Consider the following 20418-nt stretch of genomic DNA (forward strand, 5'->3'; position numbering starts at 1 on the left):
TTTAACCATCTACCTGACAAGCCCGTTTTATAAGGCCTGTAGCGGACAGCGAACATCTTATCCACAGATGCGCTAACAGAGATTGGGGGCAAGTATTGGCTAGCGGACAAACTTATCCTCTGGAAAAAGCCTGTAAAAACCGCAAGTTAGCCTGGTTGTTTTTTGTACGAAGGTTTGCAGGGCTTGTTTTGTATGGTGTGTAGCGAAGGGCGAACATGTTATCCACAGAAGCGCTAACAGGGATTGTGGGTAACCATGGGTTTCCTATGGGATGGAAACGCCAGCCTGAATCTGGCGCAACATCGGGTGAATGTTCATGGCCGATACATCAGGTAGGCCTCCCCCGTGACCCGAATCATTGGATGGGGCGTGATCTGGCAGCTGTCGACGATGCGGAAGCCATGACGCTCATAGAACCGACGCGCGCCAGTGTTGGCGGCGTAGTCGATCAGGCTCAAGCCGTTGAGCCCGAGCCGGTTGGCACGGTCGTAGGCGTAGGCAAGGAATTGCTTGCCCAGGCCCAGGTTGCGCCAGCCTTCATGCAACGCCAGGCTGGAGATGTAGAGGGTGTCGGGGATTTCCATCTTCGCGTAGGGCGCCAGGACCGGATCGGTCGTCGGCTCTGCCAGCGGATCGTGACGCATCACGTAACTGTGCAGCATGCCGATGACCTGGCCCTCCGACTCTGCGATAAGGCAGTTCTGCCAGGAGAAATCCACGTCGTCGCGGGCGTAACGAATGGCGCCGACGTCCAGCAGATCCTGACCGGGCCGGGCGAGTTGGCTCCAAATGTAATCGGCAGCCCCCTCCGATGTGATTTGAAACAGACGCGCAATCTCACGCGCATCGGCGCGCACTGCCGAACGAAATTCTACTGCCATTGTTTTCCCATAATGTCGGTGACACGGACACCCTGTAGGAGCGAGCCTGCTCGCGAAGCGGTTGATCAGTCGCAGGGATGTTGAATGACCCACCGCTTTCGCGAGCAGGCTCGCTCCCACATGGGTTCTGTGCTGATTTTCGGTTAGCGGACGACGCCTTCTTCGATCAGCAACTTGAGAATCGCCTCAGCCCCGGCCTGTGCGGTCACGCCTTTGAGCACTTGCCCACCGCCGCCACTGGCCTTGGCCGTCGCAGCTTTCATCCGGTCCGCGCCGCTCTTGGCCTTGATCACCTTCAAACGTTTTGGGCGTGGCTTGGCCGGTTGCAGCGTGGCGACGGCCAACAATTCATCGTCGATCACTTCGACTTCATCGGCCTGCAGCACACCACGCCGCGCCGGACCGTAGGCGCTCTGCCGAGGTTTCGGTGCAGCGTTATCCACAGTTGCGAGAAACGGCAGCCGCACTTTCAACCGACGGCGTTGACCGCGAGGCAAGGCTTGCAGCACCAGCGCTGAATTACCGTCGATGGATTCCACCTGAGCCAGCCCCACCACCAGCGGCCAGCCGAGGCTTTCCGCCAGCAGGAACGGGAGCATGCCCGAGCCTTCGCCGGTTTCCGCCTGACTGCCGGTCAGCACCACTTGCGCCCCGGCGTCGCGCAGGTACGCAGTCAATGCCGGCAGTGCATCGGCGCCTTGCGGTTGTTCGAGCACATGCAGTTGTTCCAGGCCCATGCCCAGATAAGCGCGCAACGCCGGCTCTGCGACATCGCCGGCATGCAGCACGTGCAAGTTATCCCCAGCCAGTTGCAGACCCAGTTCCACCGCCCGCGCATCCTGCTCCGCGCGACGTGGCCGGCCGGAGGTCGGGTGGGCGCCGATGGACACCAGGCTGATGATTTTCGTGCTCATAACCCTTTCCTTTCCTTAAGCCGCATCGCGCTTGGCTTCGTTGCGGTAAGCCTCTACCGCCGCGATCAAGGCTTGAAGAATTTCGGCGCTCTCACCGATCACCGACAGGTCGGCTCGTTTGATCATGTCGCAGCCAGGGTCGAGGTTGATTGCCACCACCTTGTCGCAGGCACCAATGCCTTGCAGGTGCTGGATCGCCCCGGATATCCCCACCGCCACGTAAACCCGCGCGGTGACCCAGGTACCGGACGCGCCGACTTGGCGATCGCGCGCCATGAAGCCATCGTCCACCGCCACCCGCGACGCGCCTTCGGTGGCGCCAAGGGCTTCAGCGGTCCTGTGGAAAAGTCCCCAGTCCTTGACTCCGTTGCCGCCGGAGAAGATGAATTCGGCTTCGGCCATCGGAATCGCCGCCGGATCCACCGCCACCGCGCCCAAATCTTCAATGCGCGACAAGCTGCGTGCGACGGCTGTGGATAACTCCACGGGCAACGCTTCGTGACGGGTTTCGCTGACCGGTTCTGCGCACTCGACAGCGGCCAGAATCAAGCGTGCGACCGGACGCGCAAGGTCCTGTAAACCGGCACCGGCGCGGCCGATGCATTCCTGATCCTTGACCTGCCAGACCCGCGTGGCCGGGCGTTCGCCCAGTGCGGCGGCAAAGCGCCGACCGAGTTCACCGCCACCGCTGCGGCTGTCCGGCAGCAGCCAGTGACGCGGACTGAACTGGTTATCCACAGCCCGCAGGCCCTGGACCCGTTGCTCCGGTGCATAACCGCTGAATTCATCGCCGTCCAATACCAGCAAGCGATCGACGCCTGCGGTAGTGAAAGCGTTTTCTTTGTGTTCGCCGAAAACCACGGCCAACACCGCGCCTTCCTTGCCGGCCAGTTGATGAGCCAGACCGAGCAAGTCGCGGTCGTGGCTGCTCAAGCGGCCGCCGACCATGTCCGGCACCACGCTGATGTAAAACGCAGGTGCAGGCACTTGATGCAGTGGCAATTGCACTTCCACGGCCGCCGAGCGTTTGGTCGCGCCGCCCTGCTGAGCGCCGCTGCGGTCAATGCGCTTGATGCCGTTGGGACCGATAAAACCGATGCCGTGCAGGTTCTTGCGGATGACGCCGTTAGGGCCCATCCAGCTGTGTTGCGCCGGTTGCATGGCCGCGTGCAGCGGGTGCAGGCGGTTACGGGCAATCCATTCGGCGCGGGGGTCGCGGCGGATAATGTCGCTCATCAGTGGGCCTCCGCAGGTTCACGTTGGGCCGGTTTGGTCGGCTTGCTCGGCGCCGCGTCTTCGAGCAGCGCGTCCGCCACCAATTCGGCGATGTCCTTGATCAGCGGACGCGGTTCGACCACGCCTTCGAGCATCGCGGTGCATTGCGGGCAACCCACGGCCACCAGTTCGGCGCCGGTTTCGCGGATGTCGTCCATGCGCATGTCAGGGATCCGTTGCTTGCCCGGAATGTCGGTGATCGGCGCCCCGCCACCGCCGCCGCAGCAGCGCGAGCGGAAACCGGAGCGTTGCATCTCTTTGACTTCAATGCCGAGGGCGCGCAGCACTTCACGCGGCGCCTCGTATTCGCCGTTGTAGCGGCCGAGGTAGCACGGGTCGTGATACGTCACGCTGCTGCCTTTGTGCTGGCCAAGGTTCAAGGCGCCAGCGCCGATGATTTCGGCCATGTAGGTGCTGTGGTGCTGCACCAGGTAGTTGCCGTCGAAGGCGCCGTACTCGTTTTTCAGCACGTGGAAGCTGTGTGGATCGCAGGTGACGATGCGGTTGAAGCTGTACTTGGCCAGGGTCTGGATGTTGCGTTTGGCCAACAACTGGAACGTCGCTTCGTCGCCCAGGCGTCGGGCCACGTCACCGCTGTCGCGCTCTTCGAGCCCCAGCACCGCGAAGTCGACCTTGGCTGCTTTCAACACTTTGACGAAAGCGCGCAGGGTGCGCTGGTTGCGCATGTCGAAGGCGCCGTCGCCAACCCAGAACAGCACGTCGACGGACTTCTTCTCGCTCATCAGGTTGAGGTTCAAATCCGCCGCCCAGTTCATCCGCCCGCCCGGCGTGAAACCGCCCGGGTTATCGGTGGCGATCAGGTTTTCCAGGACTTCGGCGCCCTTGTTCGGAGTGGCGCCTTTTTCCAGGGTCAGATGGCGGCGCATGTCGACGATGGCGTCGACGTGCTCGATCATCATCGGACATTCCTCGACACAAGCCCGGCACGTGGTGCAGGACCACAGGGTCTCGGCGTCCACCAAACCGTTGACGATCGGTTGATGCGGGTTGCCGGCGTGCTCGCCGATGGCCTTGCCCGGATACGGGCTGCCAGCGAACTTGGCGTCGGTGCCACCGGCCAGGCCGACGACCATGTCCTGTATCAGTTTTTTCGGGTTCAGCGGCTGGCCGGCGGCGAATGCGGGGCACGCGGCCTCGCATTTACCGCACTGCACGCAGGCGTCGAAGCCGAGTAGTTGGTTCCAGGTGAAATCCTTGGGTTTTTCCACGCCCAACGGTGCGCTCGGGTCGTTCAGGTCCAGCGGTTTCAAACCGGTGGAACGGCCGCCGCCAAAGCGTTCGGCGCGACGGTGCCAAGCCAGGTGCAGGGCCCCGGCAAAGGCGTGCTTCATCGGCCCGCCCCAGGTCATGCCGAAGAACAGTTCACTCACACCCCACAAAACACCGAGGCCGAGGATCGCTGCCACCACCCAACCGCCGAAGTTTTCCGGAAGAATGCCGGCCACCGGCAGGGTCAACAGGAAGAAGCTCGCCGAGAACGCCAACAGGCTTTTCGGCAGGCGCATCCATGGCCCTTTGGACAGGCGCGCCGGTGGGTTGCGACGACGCAGGTACACGAAGATCGCACCGACGAACATCACTACCGTCATCAACAGCAGCGCGTAACCGAGGATGCGGTTATGCAGGCCGAAACCGTGCACCAGAATCGCCAGCACGATGGACGCCACCGCACCACCGGCCGTGGCCACGTGGGTGTTGGCGATGTATTTGTCCCGCGCCACGACGTGGTGCAAATCGACCATGTAGCGCTTGGGCATGGCGAACAGGCCGCCGATCAGGTCGACCTTGGAGGCACGGCCCCGGCGCCACATAGCCACCCGCCGCAACGCGCCGAGGACGGCAAGGCCCAGGGCAGCGAACAACAGGATTGGAAGAAGGGTGTTCAACATCAGAGTCACCTCTGGCGAGGTGCAAGCTACAAGCTACAAGCTGCAAGAAAAAGCGGCGGTGAGGATGAGCTTTTACTTGTAGCTTGCAGCTTAAGGCTTGCAGCTAAGCCGTCAAAAATCCTTACAGAGCCGGAGTGCGTCATAAATGGCGGCGTGTGTATTGCGCTGCGCCACGCAGTCGCCGATGCGGAACAGCAAGTAGCCGTCGCCCGCCTGGCTCAGCGAAGGTTGCGGCTTGATCGCGAACAGGGCTTCGATGTCCATCTGGCCTTTGTTGCGCGAGCCTTCCTTCATGGCGTAGTAGATCTCTTCGTCCGGACGCACGCCGTTTTCAACGACGACCTGGTCCACCACTCGCTCCTCTTTGGCGCCGGTGTATTCGTTTTCCAGCACCGCCACCAGCTTGTCGCCTTCGCGGTAGACCTTTTCCAGCATCATGTCGCCGGTCATGATCACTTCTTTGGGGTACATGCTGCGGTAGTACGTCGGGAACGACGTACCGCCAATCGCCACGCCCGGCTTGATGTCGTCAGTAACGATCTCGACCTGGCTGCCTTTGTCAGCGAGGAAGTCGGCGGTCGACATGCCGGTGAATTCGCAAATGGTGTCGTAGACCAACACGTTCTTGCCCGGCGCGACCTTGCCGTCGAGGATGTCCCAGCTGCTGACCACCAAGCCTTCAGCCGCGCCCCAGTGTTCGTTTTGTTCCAGGAACGGATGACCGCCAACGGCGAGCACCACCACGTCCGGACGCAGGTCGAGAATGGTTGCCGCATCGGCCGCCACGCCCAGGCGCAGGTCGACTTTCAGACGCGCCAATTCCAGCTGGAACCAGCGAGTGATACCGGCGATCTGGTCCCGTTGCGGGGCTTTCGAAGCGGTAGTGATCTGCCCGCCAATGAATTCTTTCTTCTCGAACAGGGTCACGTCGTGGCCACGTTCGGCCGACACACGCGCCGCTTCCATCCCGGCAGGACCGGCACCGACCACCACAACCTTGCGCTTCACACCGGTCGATTTCTCGATGATGTGCGGCACGCCCATGTATTCACGGGAAGTCGCGGCGTTCTGGATGCACAACACGTCCAGGCCCTGATACTGACGGTCGATGCAGTAGTTGGCGCCGACGCATTGCTTGATCTGGTCAACCTGACCCATTTTGATCTTGGCGATCAGGTGCGGGTCGGCGATGTGGGCGCGGGTCATGCCGACCATGTCCACGTAGCCACCTTCCAGAATACGGGTCGCCTGGTTCGGGTCCTTGATGTTCTGCGCATGCAGGACCGGGGCCTTGACCACTTCCTTGATACCGGCCGCCAAATGCAGGAACGGCTCCGGTGGATAACTCATGTTCGGGATAACGTTGGCCAGGGTGTTGTGGGTGTCGCAACCCGAACCCACCACGCCGATGAAGTCGATCATGCCGGTGTCGTCGTAGTACTTGGCGATCTGCTTCATGTCCTCGTGGGACAAGCCGTCCGGGTGGAACTCATCACCGCACAGACGGATGCCGACGCAGAAATCCGGGCCGACTTCAGCCCGCACAGCCTTGATCACTTCCAGGCCGAAACGCATGCGGTTCTCGAAGCTGCCGCCCCATTCGTCGGTACGCTTGTTGACCCGCGGGCTCCAGAACTGGTCGATCATGTGCTGGTGCACGGCGGACAGCTCGACGCCATCCAGGCCACCGGCCTTGGCCCGTGCCGCAGCGCTGGCGTAGTTGCCGATCACCCGCCAGATTTCTTCCGGCTCGATGGTTTTGCAAGTCGCACGGTGCACCGGCTCGCGGATGCCCGACGGCGACAGCAGAGTTGGCCAATGCTCGCCATCCCAGCGGGATCGACGGCCCATGTGGGTAATCTGGATCATGATCTTGGCGCCATGCTTGTGCATGGCATCGGCCAGGTTCTGGAAGTGCGGAATGATCCGGTCGTCGGCCAGGTTGACCGACTTCCACCAGCCTTGCGGGCTGTCGATGGCCACGCTGGAGGAACCGCCGCAAATCGCCAGGCCGATCCCGCCCTTGGCTTTCTCTTCGTAATACTTGACGTACCGGTCGGTGGTCATGCCGCCGTCGGTCGCGTAGACCTCGGCGTGCGCGGTACTGAGCACGCGGTTGCGGATGGTCAGTTTGCCGATCTGGATCGGCTGGAACATTGCTTCGAAAGCCATGGCGGGTTCCTCGACTTACAACGGCTTGACGGTGAACAAACCGTCGTCGTGACCTTCTTCGGAGCCACCGTAAACCTGTTCGGCAACAGTGCGGATCTTGCTGCCACGGGCTTGCAGAATCTGGTCCATGGCCCCGGCAAACCAACCGGTGAACATGTAGTCGACCTTGCGCCCGACCTTGCCGTACACGTAGACGAACGCCGAGTGTTCGAGCTTGACGCTGGCGGTGCCCTTGTCGAGGTCGATGTCCTGGATCTTGAACAGGCCCCAGCCGCGTTGCGACAGGCGCTTCATGTAGTGCTCGAACACCGCGACGCCTTCCAGGCCGTGGCATTCGGCTTCTTTTTCACACCAGTGCCAGGCGGATTTGTAGCCGGCCTTGTAGAGGATTTCGGCGTAGGCGTCGGCGCCCAGCACTTCCTCGATGCCCATGTGGTTGTTGACGAAGAAGTGACGCGGTACATACAGCATTGGCAGGGCGTCGGAGGTCCAGACACCGGTTTCGCTGTCGACTTCGATTGGCAATTGCGGGGCGATCTTGGCCATGGAAACTTAACTCCAGAAAATTTTGGGTGTTGCCCCCGGCGCGGACGGCCGGGGGAAAGAATTCTTCAGATGCGGCGGCTTATTCGCCCCAAACGTCTTTCAAGACGTTGACCCAGTTCTCGCCCATGATCTTGCGCACCACACGCTCGGAGTGGCCGCGCTTGAGCAGGGTTTCGGTCAGGTTCGGGAACTCGCCGACGGTGCGGATGCCCAGCGGGTTGATGATCTTGCCGAAGCTGGTCAGGCGGCGGGCGTAGCCCTTGTCATGGGTCAGGTATTCAAAGAAGTCCTGGCCATGGCCCTGGGTGAAGTCGGTGCCGATACCGATGGCGTCTTCACCAACGATGTTCATGGTGTATTCGATGGCCTCGGCGTAGTCGTCGATGGTCGAATCGATGCCCTTGGCCAGGAACGGCGCGAACATGGTCACGCCGACAAAACCGCCGTGATCGGCGATGAACTTCAGTTCTTCATCGGACTTGTTGCGCGGATGGACTTTCAGGCCCGACGGCAGGCAGTGGGAGTAGCACACCGGTTTCTTCGATTCGAGAATGACTTCTTCAGACGTCTTGGAGCCGACGTGGGACAGGTCGCACATGACCCCGACGCGGTTCATCTCGGCAACGATTTCACGACCGAATCCCGACAGGCCGCCATCGCGCTCGTAGCAGCCAGTCCCTACCAGGTTCTGGGTGTTGTAGCACATCTGCACGATACCGACGCCGAGCTGCTTGAAGACCTCGACGTAGCCGATCTGGTCTTCAAACGCGTGAGCATTCTGGAAGCCGAACAGGATGCCGGTCTTGCCCTGCTCCTTCGCTTTACGGATGTCGGCGGTAGTGCGAACCGGAATCACCAGGTCGCTGTTCTCGCGGATCAGCTTCTGGCTGGCGGCGATGTTGTTGACGGTGGCCTGGAAGCCCTCCCACACCGACACGGTGCAGTTAGCCGCGGTCAGACCGCCCTTGCGCATGTCTTCGAACAGCTCACGGTTCCACTTGGCAATAATCAGCCCGTCGATAACGATGCTGTCGGCGTGCAATTCGGCTGGGCTCATCAGGCTGTCCCCTATTAGCGATTCATGCGCCGAATCGTGTGCCGGCGCTTTGGGGCCAGCATATGCCTGAGGACCGGGGCAGCCGGGTGCAAAAACGACAGGGGGTTTGCCGAAAGCGTCAATCCGCGACAAAGGGTCGTTGATCGACGCAATCGCCCACCTGTTCAAGGGCCGCTGCTTGGGCCAGAATCCGCTGCATTACTGAATAGGCACTGAAAAATAGGGGCTGCGTCGCAATGAGAACGATCTTCCTGGCTTTGGCACTGATAGCGACCGGCGTACACGCAGCTGAAGAGGCCGACGACAACCCCTGCGACAAGGTCGAAAACGACGTCCAGACCCTGGAATGCTCCGCCTTCAGCAGAACCACCGCCGAAGACCTGCTCAAGGACAATTACCAAAGCCTGACCGAGCGCATGCAAACGGCCTACGGCAAGAACCCGGCGCAACTGAGCGACATCACCGCCAAGCTCAAGGCCGCGCAGCAGCAGTGGCTGAAAACCCGGGATGCGGATTGCGCGGTGGAAGCGTTTCCGGCGACCAGTGGCAGCAAGGCGTTCACCATTGCGCAGAACGATTGCGTGGCGCGGATGAGTGATGAGCGGTCGGAGTTTTTGGAGTCGATTGGGCAGGAGTGAAAACATAAATATGGAGAATGATTTGATCCCTCACGAAGTAGTCAGCCTTATCGTTGATGGCGCGTTACCGGTCAGGGCCTGGCGCGAACACCTGAACCTTACACAGGATGAGGTGGCCAAACGCATGGGCATTTCTCAACCTGCTTTTGCCCAGCAAGAGACTGTAGCGAAGCCTCGCAAGGCCACCCGCGAGAAAATTGCCGCGGCGTTTGGCATCACGGCTAATCAACTTGAGCTGTAGGCTGCACACAACCATTTGTGAAAGGGATCGAAATGAAAATCTGCGGCATCGAAATCAAAGGCAGCGAAGCGATCATTGCCGTCGCGTCCCTGGACGGTCAGACGCTGAGTCACGCAGCCCTGCCCACCAAGAAAATCGCCCTCGACGATGACGACGAAGCCGCGAACGTCAAAGTCTTCGCCGCTCAGGTGGCGTCGTTTGTACGCGAGAACTCCATCGACCGGATCGCGATCAAGAAGCGCAGCAAGAAAGGCGAGTTCGCCGGTGGACCGACCACGTTCAAGATCGAGGGTGTGTTTCAGCTGCTGGAAAATTGCGAGGTGACGCTGCTGTCGCCGCAAACGATCAATGCGCAGAGCAAGAAGCACAACGTGGAACTGCCAGCGACGCTGAACAAGTATCAGCATGAAGCCTACAAAGCAGCCTGCTCGGCCTTAATGAAGAAATAAGATCCACACCAAATCATAACTGTGGGAGCGAGCCTGCTCGCGAAAGCGGTGGGTCAGTCGACATCAATGGCGGCTGACAGATTGCATTCGCGAGCAGCCTCGCTCCCACAGGGTTTTTGGGTGTTGTTGGAATCTGTGCTCAGACCAGCTCTCGCCCATCACCTAGCCGTCGGCGATCCTCGCGCGGGCACCGCGCAAACTTCGCCCGATAGCTGCGGGTGAAATACGACGGCGATTCAAAACCGCACGCAATGCTCACCTCCAGCACACTCATGTCCGTCTGTCGCAGCAACTGCCGGGCCTTCTCCAGCCGCAAGCGCAGGTAGAAATTGCTCGGCGTGTCGTTCAGGTGCAACCGAAACAGGCGCTCCAACTGGCGCCGCGTCACCTTGATCGATTCGGCTAACTCAAGCGTACTCAGCGGTGGTTCACTGTGCTGCTCCATCTCACCAATAACGTGAACGAGCTTCTTGTTGCTGATGCCATAGCGCGTGGCGACTTCCATGCGCTGGTGGTCTTTGCGCGGGCGGATGCGCCCGAGCACGAATTGTTCGCTGACCTGGATCGCCAGTTCCGGGCCGTGGGCCTGGGCGATCAGGTCGAGCATCAGGTCGATGGAGGCTGTACCGCCGGCAGAGGTGATACGGCGGCGATCGATCTCGAACAGCTCCTGGGTGACGCTGAGCTGTGGATAAGACTCCTTGAACGCGTCGATGGCTTCCCAGTGCAGGGTCAGGCGATGGCCGTCGAGCAGGCCGGCTTCGGCGAGGACGAAGCTGCCGGTGTCGATGGCGCCGAGGGTCACGCCCTCGTTGTCCAGACGGCGCAGCCAGTGCTCCAGCACGGGCGTGGCGAATTTCAGCGGTTCGAAGCCGGCGACCACCAACAGGGTTGCACCTTTCTTCAGCGGCTCCAGCGCCGCATCGGCGTTGACCGACATGCCATTGCTGGCCAATACCGCCCCGCCATCGGCACTCAGCACGTGCCAGCGATACAACTCGCCGCGAAAGCGATTGGCGACCCGCAGCGGCTCGATGGCCGAGATAAAACCGATGGCCGAGAAACCCGGCATCAACATGAAGTAGAAGTCCTGGGACATGGAGCGCACTCGACTGGCAGGTAACGAGAGGGCGGGTAGCGTGTGGACGTTGATACGCCACTTGCAACAGGCTTTCAAGAGCGCAGGTCGCTGCAGTGCAAGAGCTGGTCGCCGCAGTGCGCTTTCACGGGGCCTTAGCTGCGTAACTTGGCATCACCGGCGCACAAAGATGCCGGAACCCACAATAACGTCTGCCGAGGAACCCCGACATGAAACGACTGATCAGCAGCTGTGTTCTTGCACTCAGCGGTACCGCCTTCTTGAGCGCCAGCGTCATGGCGGCCGAACCTGCTTCATGCCAGAACGTGCGCATGGGCGTCGTGAACTGGACCGACGTGATCGCCACCAGTGCCATGACCCAGGTCCTGCTCGATGGCCTCGGCTACAACACCAAACAAACCAGCGCCTCCCAGCAAATCATCTTCGCCGGGATCCGCGACCAGCGCCTGGACCTGTTCCTGGGTTACTGGAACCCGCTGATGACCCAGACCATCACGCCGTTCGTCGACGCCAATCAGGTCAAGGTGCTTGAAGCGCCTAGCCTGAAAGACGCCCGCGCCACCCTCGCCGTTCCGACTTACCTCGCCGACAAGGGTCTGAAAACCTTCGCCGACATCGCCAAGTTCGAAAAAGAACTGGGCGGCAAGATCTACGGCATCGAGCCTGGCTCGGGCGCTAACACTCAGATCAAGGCAATGATCGCCAAGAACCGGTTTGGCCTCGGCAAATTCCAGCTCGTCGAGTCCAGCGAAGCCGGCATGCTCGCGGCGGTGGATCGCGCCGTGCGCCGCAAAGAAGCCGTGGTGTTCTTCGGCTGGGCGCCGCACCCGATGAACGTCAACGTGCAGATGACTTACCTCACCGGCAGCGAAGACGCTCTCGGCCCGAACGAAGGCATGGCCACGGTCTGGACCGTCACTTCGCCGAACTATGCGCAGCAGTGCCCGAACATCGGCAAATTGCTGAGCAACCTGACCTACACCGCCGAAGACGAGAGCCGGATGATGCAGCCGCTGCTGGATCACAAGGACGCCTTCGAATCGGCCAAACAATGGCTGAAAGATCACCCGCAAGACAAGCAACGCTGGCTCGAAGGCGTGACCACCTTCGATGGCAAACCGGCCGCTGACAATTTGAAACTGACCAGCAAATAAACCCCGATTGAACCACCGGATCGCAGCCCTGCGGGGCTGCGAACGGAATCATCACGCCTGCAAGGAACCCGCCTCATGAACCACGACGTCATCATCACCTGCGCACTCACCGGTGCTGGCGACACGACCAGCAAGAGCCCACACGTGCCGGTCACCCCGAAACAAATCGCCGCTGCCGCCGTGGAAGCCGCCAAGGCCGGTGCCACGGTCGTTCACTGCCACGTGCGCAACCCCGAAACCGGCAAATTCAGCCGTGACGTGGCCTTGTACCGCGAAGTGATGGAGCGTATCCGCGAGGCGGACGTCGACATCATCGTCAACCTCACCGCCGGCATGGGCGGCGACCTGGAAATCGGCGCGGGCGAGACCCCGATGGAGTTCGGTCCGAACACCGACCTGGTGGGCCCGTTGACCCGTCTGGCCCACGTTGAAGCACTGTTGCCGGAAATCTGCACCCTCGACTGCGGCACCCTGAACTTCGGCGACGGTGACACCATTTACGTGTCCACCCCGGCGCAACTGCGCGCAGGCGCCAAACGCATTCAAGAGCTGGGCGTGAAGGCCGAGCTGGAAATTTTCGACACCGGTCACCTGTGGTTCGCCAAGCAGTTGATCAAGGAAGGCCTGCTCGACGATCCGCTGTTCCAGCTGTGCCTGGGCATTCCGTGGGGCGCGCCGGCCGACACCACCACTATGAAAGCCATGGTCGACAACCTGCCCGCGAACGCGGTGTGGGCCGGCTTCGGCATCGGTCGCATGCAAATGCCGATGGCGGCGCAAGCGGTGCTGCTCGGCGGCAACGTGCGGGTTGGCCTGGAAGACAACATCTGGCTGGACAAGGGTGTGCTGGCGACCAACGGCCAACTGGTCGAACGCGCCTCGGAAATCCTCAGCCGCCTCGGTGCCCGCGTCCTGACTCCGGCGGAAGGACGGGCAAAAATGGGCCTGACCAAGCGCGGCTAATCCCCCACGCACATAACCTGTAGGAGCGAGGCTTGCCCGCGAAGGCGGCATTCCTGCCGGAAGAGATCCGTCGGATGTACCGGCCTCTTCGCGGGCAAGCCTCTCTCCTACAGAGATCACCGAATTCTTTTAGGACGACGCCATGAGCTTTATCACCGAAATCAAAACCTTCGCAGCCCTGGGCAGCGGTGTCATCGGCAGCGGTTGGGTATCCCGCGCCCTCGCCCACGGCCTCGACGTTGTCGCCTGGGACCCGGCGCCTGGCGCCGAAGCCGCGTTGCGCAAACGCGTCGCCAATGCCTGGGGTGCGCTGGAGAAACAAGGCTTGGCACCGGGTGCTTCACAGGATCGGCTGCGCTTTGTCGCAACCATTGAGGAATGCGTTCGCGACGCGGACTTCATTCAGGAAAGTGCCCCTGAGCGCCTCGATCTGAAACTGGAACTGCACAGTAAAATCAGCGCGGCGGCCAAGCCCAATGCCTTGATCGGTTCCAGTACTTCCGGCCTGTTGCCGAGCGAGTTCTACGAGAGTTCGACGCACCCGGAACGCTGCGTGGTCGGGCACCCCTTCAACCCGGTTTACCTGCTGCCGCTGGTGGAAGTGGTCGGCGGCAAAAACACCGCACCGCAAGCCGTTCAAGCGGCGATGAAAGTCTACGAATCCCTGGGCATGCGTCCGCTGCACGTGCGCAAGGAAGTGCCGGGGTTCATCGCCGACCGCTTGCTCGAAGCGCTGTGGCGGGAGGCGCTGCACCTGGTCAACGACGGTGTGGCGACCACCGGAGAAATCGATGATGCGATTCGCTTTGGCGCGGGTCTGCGCTGGTCATTCATGGGCACGTTCTTGACGTACACCCTGGCGGGTGGCGATGCGGGTATGAGGCACTTCATGGCGCAATTCGGACCGGCGTTGCAGTTACCGTGGACGTATCTGCCAGCACCGGAACTGACCGACAAGTTGATTGATGATGTGGTGGATGGCACCAGCGATCAGTTGGGCACGCACAGCATTTCCGCGCTGGAGCGCTATCGTGATGATTGCTTGCTGGCGGTGCTGGAAGCGGTGAAGACCACCAAAGAGAAGCATGGGATGGCGTTCGCTGACTAAACACCCCACCTGTAGGAGCGAGGCTTGCCCGCGAAGGCAATTTCCCTGCCGCAAGAGATCCGTCGAATGTACCGGCCTCTTCGCGGGCAAGCCTCGCTCCTGCAGGCCTCAACCATTTCGGATGTGACGACATGCCCGCACTCACCACCTACCAAACCAAAATCATCCCCGACTGGGTCGACTACAACGGCCACCTGCGCGATGCCTTCTACCTGCTGATTTTCAGCTACGCCACCGACGCCCTGATGGATCGCCTGGGCATGGACAGCAACAACCGCGAAGCCAGCGGCAATTCGCTGTTCACCCTCGAACTGCACCTCAATTACCTGCATGAAGTAAAGCTCGACGCTGACGTCGAAGTGCGTACCCAAATCATCGGCCACGACAGCAAACGCCTGCACCTCTATCACAGCCTGCATCTGGTCGGCGACGACAAGGAACTGGCGGGCAACGAACAAATGCTGCTGCACGTGGACCTCGCCGGACCTCGCTCCGCACCGTTCAGCGAAGACACCCTGAGCAAGCTGCAAGCCATCGTCGCCGAGCAAACCGACCTGCCAACCCCCGCCTACATTGGCCGAGTGATCGCATTACCCCCTAAAAAATAACAAGGAGATCGCCATTGAACACCGCCGCTTTTGCCGACTTCCGTACCTACCCGTTGATCAGCGCGTTGTCCGCCGTGCAAACCCTGGCGGATCGAATTCAAGTGCAGTGGGCTGACGGCCGGGTCAGCCCCTTTCATCATCAATGGCTTCGAGATAACTGCCCGTGCCCGCAGTGCGTCTACACCGTGACCCGCGAGCAAGTGCTGGAAATCGTCGACGTCGCAGAGGACCTGGTGCCGACAGCGGCAAACGTCGACGCCGAAGGTTGCCTCAGCGTCGAATGGCAGGACGGCCACCTAAGCCGCTTCGACCCGGGCTGGCTGCGCGCTCACGCCTATGACGACGCGTCCCGTGCCGAACGCCGTGCCGGCAAACCAAAATCCAGGCTGTGGAAAAGCGACTTGCAGCTGCCGGCGTTCGAATACCAGGCGCTGATGAACGACAACGACGCCTTGCTGCAATGGCTGCTGGCGGTGCGCGATATCGGCCTGACTCAAGTGCGCGGCGTACCCACCGAACCCGGCTCACTTAAACTGATCGCCCAGCGGATTTCCTTCATCCGCGAGAGCAATTTCGGCGTGCTGTTCAACGTGCAATCCAAGGCCGATGCCGATAGCAACGCCTACACCGCCTTCAACCTGCCGCTGCATAGCGATTTGCCGACTCGAGAGTTGCAACCGGGGCTGCAATTTCTGCATTGCCTGGTGAATGACGCGGACGGTGGCGAGAGTATTTTTGTCGACGGCTTTGCCATAGCCCAAGCGTTGCGCGAGGAAGATCCCGAGTCGTTTAAAAGCCTCTGCGAAATCCCGGTGGAGTTCCGCAACAAAGATCGCCACAGCGACTACCGCCGTCTCGCGCCGATCATCGCGCTGGATGCCTTTGGGCAGGTGTCGGAAATCCGCATGGCGAACTTTCTACGCGGACCGTTTGATGCCTCGATCGAGGACATGCCCAAGCTGTACCGCGCTTATCGGCGGTTTATTGCGATGACCCGCGAAGCGCGATTCCGGGTGATGACGCGGCTCAATCCCGGTGAGCTGTGGTGCTTCGACAACCGCCGCACCCTTCATGCCCGCAATGCGTTTGATCCCGCCAGTGGCGCCCGTCATTTTCAAGGGTGCTATGTTGATCGGGATGAATTGTTGTCGCGGATCCTTGTGTTGCAACGCTAGACCGCGTCATCGTTCTTCGCGGGCAAGCCTCGCTCCTACAGGGGATCGCATATCCCCGTGGGAGTGAGCCTGCTCGCGATGTCGTCAGCCCGGACACCCCATCCCGCCCTGATTCACAGGCAAAAAAAACCCCGATCAAGCCGTGACAGGATCGGAGCTGAGGAGGGTACTGTTGAGGAGCCTTCGCGCGAGGGTGACCAAACCTTCGTGTTGCCAGCTGAATCCAGTGTGCCCACTCTCCCCTTTCGCAAGTTAGCCGAAAACGACCTGTTCATAGGTATCGCGGCCATTGCGACAAAACGTCCTTGCCGCCACCTCTTGCCCCGATGAGAATCGAATCACGACACCGTTCCCTGAAGAAGGATTGCGTCATGATGTACGCCGATTTGATTGACCAGGAAGACCTGTTGGGCCAGCTCAAGGCGTTAGGATTTGCAGTGCCCCCTGGCGCTAACGCCGAGCAGGCCTGCGAGTGCGCGGTACGGGGTTTGAACAACGAACGGGCAACGGATCTGCGAACTATGGTCAAGCAGATGTACACCAGCAGTGCGACCATCCTGCCGGCCGTGCGCCAGGCGATCGACAAGCAATTGCTGCCGGCGCTGGCGGAGTATCAACAAAGCCGTAGCGCCTGAGTAGCGCCTCACCATGATCGTTCCCACGCTCCGCGTGGGAATGCAGCCCGGGACGCTCCGCGTCCCTGCCGAAGCGGACGCAGAGCGTCCATTGAGGCATTCCCACGCAGCACATGGGAACGATCAGAGCATTAGAGCCTTACGCTGGCAAACGTCGACTCATTACGCGCCTGACTCAGCGCCGACAACGGCCCGGACAGCGGTGACAGCACCAGTGCTTGCGGCAACGGCATCATCGCCACCTGTTGCGTGGTGTTGGAACCTACGCGTTCGTCACGCGGCGGAATGCCGAAGTATTCGCGGTAGCACTTGGAGAAGTGCGGCGTGGACACGAAGCCGCAGACCGACGCCACTTCGATGATCGACATCGGCGTTTGCTTGAGCAGCTGCCGGGCACGGATCAGGCGCAGTTTGAGGTAGTAACGCGACGGCGAGCAGTGCAGGTATTTCTGGAACAGGCGCTCCAGCTGACGACGGGAAACAGCGACATACACCGCCAGTTCGTCGAGGTCGATCGGCTCTTCCAGGTTGGCTTCCATCAGCGCGACGATTTCCTGCAACTTCGGCTGGTTGGTGCCGAGCATGTGCTTGAGCGGCACGCGCTGGTGATCCTGCTCGTTGCGGATGCGTTCGTAGACGAACATTTCCGAGATCGCGGCCGACAGTTCACGACCGTGATCGCGGCTGATCAGGTGCAGCATCATGTCCAGCGGCGCGGTGCCGCCGGAGCTGGTGAAACGGTTACGGTCGAGGGTGAACAGGCGTGTGCTCATGGCTACACGGGGGAACGCTTCCTGCATCGCGGCCAGGCATTCCCAGTGCACGCTGCAATCAAAACCGTCCAGCAGGCCGGCGCACGCCAAGGCCCAGCTGCCGGTGCAGACCGCACCGAGACGGCGGGACTGACGCGCCTGGCTTTGCAGCCACGACACGTGCTCGCGGGTAACGGTGCGCTGGATGCCGATGCCGCCGCAGACAATGATGGTGTCCAGTGGGGGCGCTTTGTGCATGGAGCAGTCGGGGGTGATCTGCAGACCGTCACTGGCCCAGACCTGACCACCGTCGACGGTGAGCGTGGTCCAGCGATACAGCTCGCGGCCGGACAATTGGTTGGCCATGCGCAGAGGTTCTACTGCGGAGGCCAGAGAAATAAGCGTGAAATTGTCCAGCAGCAGAAAGCCGATGGATTGAGGCGCACGGTTCTGGGGTTGAGCCCCGGAGTTGAACGTCGTCATCGCGGTATCTCCTCACACAAAGCGGGTGATGGCCTCAGGCGGAGGCTCTTGTTATTGCCATCGTTCTCGCGTGGGAGACGGGCTTTGTAATGACAGAGCAATTGCCATGCCTAAAGTTGAATGGTCATTCAATAACTCCTGAAAACGACGTCGCGGTGTGTCTAAATAAGCCTTGCCGCGAGTGGGGGTTATAAGTGCCATTATCGGCGGGAGGCGCTCTGCCCCGTTGGGCTTGAGCAAATCGGTAGCACTTGTGGGAACAGGGCTACGGCGACTTATTGGAGAGTGTCACCACAAGCACAGGTGACAGGCGGTAATGGCCAGGTTGGATCCCTGTCCTGGGTGAAGCCGCTTATCTGTAAGCGACGCGCCAAAACGTGGCGCGTTTTAATTCCGGTGTTCACTTAGCGCGCAGTTTTGACTGGTCTTCTCTCGCAGATGACTTTTCTGTGGAGAGGGAGCTTGCTCCCGCTGGGGCGCGAAGCGGCCCTGAAAACTGCAAACGCGAACTTTCAGATATACCCGGTCGCGGGCTATTCGGCTGCTGCGCAGCCGAGCGGGAGCACGCTCCCTCGCCACAGATACTCATTTCACCAGAGAGTTAAGCGTTATCAGCACTCAACCGCGCTCACCGCCAACCCTCCCCGCGAAGTCTCTTTGTATTTGTCATGCATATCGGCGCCGGTATCACGCATGGTGCGGATCACCCGATCCAGCGAGATAAAGTGCTGACCATCCCCGCGCAGCGCCATCTGCGCCGCGTTGATGGCTTTCACCGCGGCAATCGCATTGCGCTCGATGCACGGCACTTGAACCAGCCCGCCCACCGGGTCGCAGGTCAGGCCGAGGTTGTGTTCCAGGCCGATTTCCGCCGCGTTGCACAACTGCTCCGGGGTCGCGCCAAGGATCTCTGCCAACCCGGCCGCAGCCATCGCGCAGGCTGAACCGACTTCGCCCTGACAACCGACCTCGGCGCCGGATATCGAAGCGTTCTTCTTGCACAGAATTCCCACTGCCGCAGCACTGAGGAAATAGTCGACCACGTTGGCGTCCGTCACCGCCTCGCTGAACTTCATAAAGTAGTGCAACACCGCCGGAATGATTCCCGCCGCACCGTTAGTCGGTGCCGTCACCATGCGCCCACCGGCAGCGTTCTCTTCGTTGACCGCCAGGGCGAACAGGTTGACCCATTCCATGGCGCTCAAGGTCGAGCCGATGACGTTGGGTTTGCCCAGCTCTTGCAGGCTGCGATGCAACTTGGCCGCACGACGGCGCACATTCAGGCCGCCAGGCAAGATGCCTTCGTGCTTGAGGCCCTGATCGACGCAATCCTGCATGGCGCGCCAGAGCTTCATCAGACCGCTGCGAATCTCTTCCTCGCTGCGCCAGACCTTCTCGTTAGCCATCATCAATTCGGCGACGCGCAGGTTGTGCTTCTGGCACAGGCTGAGCAGTTCGACAGCGCTGGAGAAATCGTAGGGCAACACGGTGCGATCCAGATCGACCACGCCGCTGGAAGCCTGCGCTTCATCCACGACAAAACCACCGCCGATGGAATAGTAGGTGTCGCGATGCAACTCACCGTGTTCGCCTTCGACGATCAGGGTCATGGCGTTAGGGTGGAACGGCAGGTTTTCGTCGATCAGGCGCATGTCGCGGGCCCAGATAAACGGCACCGACAAGCGACCGTCGAGCAACAGAGTGTGGGTCTCGCGCAAGGTTTCGATACGGATGCCGATTTGCGACGGATCAATCGCGTCCGGCCACTCGCCCATCAGGCCCATGATCACAGCATTGTCGCTGCCGTGACCGATTCCGGTGGCCGATAACGAACCATAAAGCTGAACTTCAACGCGCCGCACTTGTTCCAAAAGACCCTGCTCACGCAAACCTTGCACGAACAGCGCGGCGGCCCGCATAGGTCCCACGGTGTGCGAACTGGAAGGGCCGATGCCGATTTTGAACAGGTCGAAAACACTGATAGCCATTACTGCCGAACTCCTGGATGTGCCAACTCCAGACGCAAAAGCGCCCAGTGACGGAGCTGCTACGCTCAAGCTGCAATCCGCCGAGATTGGCCGCATCATCAGGCTTTTTCCGTGTCGTTCGACGTCTCACACCGACGCACTCATGCTCACTAACGCCGCAGGCGTTTTACGCTTCGTTTTCGCCGTTTTTTTGCGGATCAGGGAGGCAAAGGGGGCTGAAAAAAGCTGTAAACGACGTCACCGACACTGGATGCGACCATCCCTGTACTGGTTACGACGCACCCTGTAGGCGTCAGATTTTCACTGGTACATGATCGTATCGACTCGATTGCAAGGCGCCGTGGTAGAGCTGTCTCCAAAACGCCATCCA

At 60.7% G+C, this 20418-nt stretch carries 18 protein-coding genes and 1 pseudogene; 9 read left to right on the plus strand and 10 right to left on the minus strand.

Features of this window, described 5'->3' with window-relative positions; genetic code table 11:
• Positions 1-314: 314 nt before the first annotated feature.
• The 7 genes from FBY01_RS03775 to FBY01_RS03805 all read right to left on the minus strand — a co-directional run bounded on the left by FBY01_RS03775 (position 315) and on the right by FBY01_RS03805 (position 8755).
• Positions 315-881, minus strand: coding sequence for a GNAT family N-acetyltransferase (locus FBY01_RS03775; RefSeq protein WP_145306788.1), 567 nt, complete (start codon positions 879-881; stop codon positions 315-317).
• A 143-nt stretch (positions 882-1024) separates the two neighbouring features.
• Positions 1025-1795 (minus strand): electron transfer flavoprotein subunit beta, encoded by a 771-nt coding sequence (locus FBY01_RS03780; RefSeq protein WP_010467008.1) that lies wholly within the window; start codon positions 1793-1795, stop codon positions 1025-1027.
• A 15-nt stretch (positions 1796-1810) separates the two neighbouring features.
• Entirely contained in the window at positions 1811-3031 is a 1221-nt protein-coding gene (locus tag FBY01_RS03785) for an electron transfer flavoprotein subunit alpha/FixB family protein (RefSeq protein ID WP_010467007.1), read from the minus strand.
• A complete protein-coding gene (dgcB, locus tag FBY01_RS03790) occupies positions 3031-4980 on the minus strand; it encodes a dimethylglycine demethylation protein DgcB (protein WP_145306786.1) in 1950 nt (649 codons plus the stop codon). Before dgcB ends, FBY01_RS03785 begins: the two co-directional genes overlap by 1 nt.
• A gap of 111 nt (positions 4981-5091) precedes the next feature.
• Complete coding sequence (dgcA, locus tag FBY01_RS03795; protein ID WP_008151900.1) at positions 5092-7152, minus strand: dimethylglycine demethylation protein DgcA; 2061 nt, start codon at positions 7150-7152, stop codon at positions 5092-5094.
• Positions 7153-7167: 15 nt separating this feature from the next.
• Positions 7168-7698, minus strand: a complete 531-nt coding sequence (locus FBY01_RS03800; RefSeq protein WP_008033249.1) for a DUF5943 domain-containing protein — start codon at positions 7696-7698, stop codon at positions 7168-7170.
• A 79-nt stretch (positions 7699-7777) separates the two neighbouring features.
• The gene (locus tag FBY01_RS03805) at positions 7778-8755 is read right to left on the minus strand and encodes a dipeptidase (protein WP_007907542.1); all 978 of its coding nucleotides are present in this window, start codon (positions 8753-8755) and stop codon (positions 7778-7780) included.
• Between the two features lie 236 nt (positions 8756-8991).
• Between FBY01_RS03805 and FBY01_RS03815 the strand changes: the two genes are divergently transcribed.
• The 3 genes and pseudogenes from FBY01_RS03815 to FBY01_RS03825 all read left to right on the plus strand — a co-directional run bounded on the left by FBY01_RS03815 (position 8992) and on the right by FBY01_RS03825 (position 10083).
• A complete protein-coding gene (locus tag FBY01_RS03815; RefSeq protein ID WP_010467005.1) occupies positions 8992-9393 on the plus strand; it encodes a lysozyme inhibitor LprI family protein in 402 nt (133 codons plus the stop codon).
• Between the two features lie 10 nt (positions 9394-9403).
• Positions 9404-9634: pseudogene (locus tag FBY01_RS03820) on the plus strand (helix-turn-helix domain-containing protein); the annotation flags it as partial.
• A gap of 32 nt (positions 9635-9666) precedes the next feature.
• Positions 9667-10083 (plus strand): DUF3010 family protein, encoded by a 417-nt coding sequence (locus FBY01_RS03825; RefSeq protein ID WP_010467002.1) that lies wholly within the window; start codon positions 9667-9669, stop codon positions 10081-10083.
• Positions 10084-10222: 139 nt separating this feature from the next.
• Here the strand turns inward: FBY01_RS03825 and FBY01_RS03835 are convergent, their stop codons facing one another.
• Entirely contained in the window at positions 10223-11182 is a 960-nt protein-coding gene (locus tag FBY01_RS03835) for a GlxA family transcriptional regulator (protein WP_145306781.1), read from the minus strand.
• 209 nt (positions 11183-11391) lie between these two features.
• On the opposite strand from FBY01_RS03835, the gene choX reads away from it, so the two are divergent.
• The 6 genes from choX (at position 11392) to FBY01_RS03870 (ending at position 16825) form a co-directional block, all read left to right on the plus strand.
• Positions 11392-12336 carry a choline ABC transporter substrate-binding protein gene (choX, locus tag FBY01_RS03840; protein ID WP_145306779.1) on the plus strand — a complete coding sequence of 315 codons (945 nt, stop codon included), beginning with the start codon at positions 11392-11394 and terminating at the stop codon, positions 12334-12336.
• A gap of 75 nt (positions 12337-12411) precedes the next feature.
• Positions 12412-13299 carry a 3-keto-5-aminohexanoate cleavage protein gene (locus FBY01_RS03845; RefSeq protein WP_145306777.1) on the plus strand — a complete coding sequence of 296 codons (888 nt, stop codon included), beginning with the start codon at positions 12412-12414 and terminating at the stop codon, positions 13297-13299.
• Positions 13300-13441: 142 nt separating this feature from the next.
• Positions 13442-14407 carry an L-carnitine dehydrogenase gene (locus FBY01_RS03850; RefSeq protein ID WP_010466999.1) on the plus strand — a complete coding sequence of 322 codons (966 nt, stop codon included), beginning with the start codon at positions 13442-13444 and terminating at the stop codon, positions 14405-14407.
• Positions 14408-14538: 131 nt separating this feature from the next.
• Positions 14539-15015, plus strand: coding sequence for a thioesterase family protein (locus FBY01_RS03855; RefSeq protein WP_010466998.1), 477 nt, complete (start codon positions 14539-14541; stop codon positions 15013-15015).
• Positions 15016-15029: 14 nt separating this feature from the next.
• The gene (locus tag FBY01_RS03860) at positions 15030-16190 is read left to right on the plus strand and encodes a gamma-butyrobetaine dioxygenase (RefSeq protein ID WP_145306775.1); all 1161 of its coding nucleotides are present in this window, start codon (positions 15030-15032) and stop codon (positions 16188-16190) included.
• Positions 16191-16561: 371 nt separating this feature from the next.
• Positions 16562-16825 carry a hypothetical protein gene (locus FBY01_RS03870; RefSeq protein ID WP_010466994.1) on the plus strand — a complete coding sequence of 88 codons (264 nt, stop codon included), beginning with the start codon at positions 16562-16564 and terminating at the stop codon, positions 16823-16825.
• 131 nt (positions 16826-16956) lie between these two features.
• Here FBY01_RS03870 and FBY01_RS03875 read toward each other — a convergent pair whose 3' ends face one another.
• Entirely contained in the window at positions 16957-18060 is a 1104-nt protein-coding gene (locus tag FBY01_RS03875) for a GlxA family transcriptional regulator (protein WP_010466992.1), read from the minus strand.
• 611 nt (positions 18061-18671) lie between these two features.
• The gene (locus FBY01_RS03885) at positions 18672-20048 is read right to left on the minus strand and encodes an L-serine ammonia-lyase (RefSeq protein WP_010466990.1); all 1377 of its coding nucleotides are present in this window, start codon (positions 20046-20048) and stop codon (positions 18672-18674) included.
• Positions 20049-20418: the final 370 nt, after the last annotated feature.

The sequence above is a fragment of the Pseudomonas sp. SJZ077 genome, from assembly GCF_007993905.1.
Lineage (GTDB): Bacteria > Pseudomonadota > Gammaproteobacteria > Pseudomonadales > Pseudomonadaceae > Aquipseudomonas > Aquipseudomonas mandelii.

Bases quoted from the DNA above. Each gene is read 5' to 3' on its own strand.
- FBY01_RS03775 (WP_145306788.1), bottom strand. From the start codon at position 881: ATGGCAGTAGAATTTCGTTCGGCAGTGCGCGCCGATGCGCGTGAGATT.
- FBY01_RS03780 (WP_010467008.1), bottom strand. From the start codon at position 1,795: ATGAGCACGAAAATCATCAGCCTGGTGTCCATCGGCGCCCACCCGACC.
- FBY01_RS03785 (WP_010467007.1), bottom strand. From the start codon at position 3,031: ATGAGCGACATTATCCGCCGCGACCCCCGCGCCGAATGGATTGCCCGT.
- dgcB (WP_145306786.1), bottom strand. From the start codon at position 4,980: ATGTTGAACACCCTTCTTCCAATCCTGTTGTTCGCTGCCCTGGGCCTT.
- dgcA (WP_008151900.1), bottom strand. From the start codon at position 7,152: ATGGCTTTCGAAGCAATGTTCCAGCCGATCCAGATCGGCAAACTGACC.
- FBY01_RS03800 (WP_008033249.1), bottom strand. From the start codon at position 7,698: ATGGCCAAGATCGCCCCGCAATTGCCAATCGAAGTCGACAGCGAAACC.
- FBY01_RS03805 (WP_007907542.1), bottom strand. From the start codon at position 8,755: ATGAGCCCAGCCGAATTGCACGCCGACAGCATCGTTATCGACGGGCTG.
- FBY01_RS03815 (WP_010467005.1), top strand. From the start codon at position 8,992: ATGAGAACGATCTTCCTGGCTTTGGCACTGATAGCGACCGGCGTACAC.
- FBY01_RS03825 (WP_010467002.1), top strand. From the start codon at position 9,667: ATGAAAATCTGCGGCATCGAAATCAAAGGCAGCGAAGCGATCATTGCC.
- FBY01_RS03835 (WP_145306781.1), bottom strand. From the start codon at position 11,182: ATGTCCCAGGACTTCTACTTCATGTTGATGCCGGGTTTCTCGGCCATC.
- choX (WP_145306779.1), top strand. From the start codon at position 11,392: ATGAAACGACTGATCAGCAGCTGTGTTCTTGCACTCAGCGGTACCGCC.
- FBY01_RS03845 (WP_145306777.1), top strand. From the start codon at position 12,412: ATGAACCACGACGTCATCATCACCTGCGCACTCACCGGTGCTGGCGAC.
- FBY01_RS03850 (WP_010466999.1), top strand. From the start codon at position 13,442: ATGAGCTTTATCACCGAAATCAAAACCTTCGCAGCCCTGGGCAGCGGT.
- FBY01_RS03855 (WP_010466998.1), top strand. From the start codon at position 14,539: ATGCCCGCACTCACCACCTACCAAACCAAAATCATCCCCGACTGGGTC.
- FBY01_RS03870 (WP_010466994.1), top strand. From the start codon at position 16,562: ATGATGTACGCCGATTTGATTGACCAGGAAGACCTGTTGGGCCAGCTC.
- FBY01_RS03875 (WP_010466992.1), bottom strand. From the start codon at position 18,060: ATGACGACGTTCAACTCCGGGGCTCAACCCCAGAACCGTGCGCCTCAA.
- FBY01_RS03885 (WP_010466990.1), bottom strand. From the start codon at position 20,048: ATGGCTATCAGTGTTTTCGACCTGTTCAAAATCGGCATCGGCCCTTCC.